Source organism: Streptomyces sp. C, from assembly GCF_000158895.1.
GTDB classification, from domain to species: domain Bacteria; phylum Actinomycetota; class Actinomycetes; order Streptomycetales; family Streptomycetaceae; genus Streptomyces; species Streptomyces racemochromogenes.
The window spans coordinates 432,277-433,611 of the sequence record NZ_GG657750.1 but is presented as its reverse complement, the minus strand read 5'-3'; the positions used below and the strand labels follow the sequence as shown (position 1 = coordinate 433,611).

The window sequence follows — 1,335 nt, the reverse complement described above, 5'->3', positions numbered from 1 at the left end:
CCACCGACCCGTTCCTCGGCCTGCCCAGCTCCCTGCTCGCGTACCTCAACCCCGGGCCCGGCCGCGCCGAGCGCGCCGACCCGGACCCCATCCTCGCCACGGTCCTCGGCACCTCCCGCAACGACATCGTCAGCTACGTCGACGACATCGCGGCCCTGGGCAACCACGGCCTGGTCCTGCTGCGCCGCGTCGCCTGCGCGGACGGCGCCGTACGGCACGTCCTGCTGCTCCCCGGCACCAGCTTCGGCGGGTTCAGCAACAGCACCCCCCAGGACCTGGTCGGCGCCTTCGACGGCCTCCTGCGCACCGACACCACCTACACCCGGGCGGCGAAGAAGCTCCTGCTGCGGGCCGGCGTGCCGGCGGGATCGGAGCTGATGCTGGTCGGCCACAGCCTCGGCGGTCTGACCGCGATGAACCTGGCCGCCGACGTGGACGTCGCCTCCGAGTACCGGGTCACCCACGTCATCGCGCTCGGCTCCCCGATCGACGGCAAGCGGCCCGCCGACCACACCACCCGCGTCATCAGCCTGGTGAACGAGCACGACGTCATCCCGACGCTCGACGGCCGCGGCCCGGCCTCGCCCCACGACACCCCGGACGGCTGGCTGGAACTGGCCTGGCTCGACGAGTCGTACGACTACCCGCTCTCGCACGCCCCGCAGGCCTACTCCGACAGCCTGCGCGGCGGATCGGCCCACCACCGCGACCGGGTGAACGCGCTGATCCGGAGCTACGACGGCGAGATCACCACCAACCAGCCCTACATGCTGCGCGACAAGTGACGCACCCCTGCCACCCGAGGGAGACCGACCCCCGATGACCACCCCCGCCCCCGCCGGGCCGCTGGAGAACGCGGTGTTCGGCGCGGCCATGCTCGCCCACCGCCTGCCCTGGGCGGACGCCCCCGCCCGCGCCCTGGGCCTGGACTCGCTGACCCGCGAGGGCGTCGCCCGGGGCGTCCTCGCGCACCTGCGCCGCAGCCGCTCCGGACGCCCCGTCCGGCTCCGCACCCCGTTCGGCACGTTCCTCGTGCCCCTCGGCCCGGCCGACACCGCCGCCCTCCTCGCCGAGGCCGCCGCGGCGGACGCGCTCGACCCCGCCGTCCGGCTCGACGCGGCCGGACGGCGCCACGGCCTGCACCCCCACGTCCCGCTCCCGCCGGACGCCGTCCCCTCCGCCGCCGCACTCGCCGGACCGCTGGCCGAGGAACTGCGGCGGGTGGCCCGCGCCCGCCGGGACGACCACACCCTGCCCTGGGAGGCCTGGCGGCCCGGCCTGCTGCGCGCCGCCCGCCGCGTCGTCGCCGGTGCGGCCGCGGCCGACGACACCCTG

Annotated in this window: 2 protein-coding genes; both read left to right on the top strand. The window is 76.4% G+C overall.

What is annotated here, in order from left to right; all coding sequences use genetic code 11:
• Positions 1–785, top strand: a 785-nt coding sequence (locus SSNG_RS02150; protein ID WP_241694974.1) for a lipase family protein, incomplete at its 5' end; no start/stop codon positions are given.
• Between the two features lie 34 nt (positions 786–819).
• Positions 820–1,335 (top strand): hypothetical protein (locus SSNG_RS41695; RefSeq protein WP_042800406.1); only part of this gene is annotated, 516 nt, incomplete at its 3' end.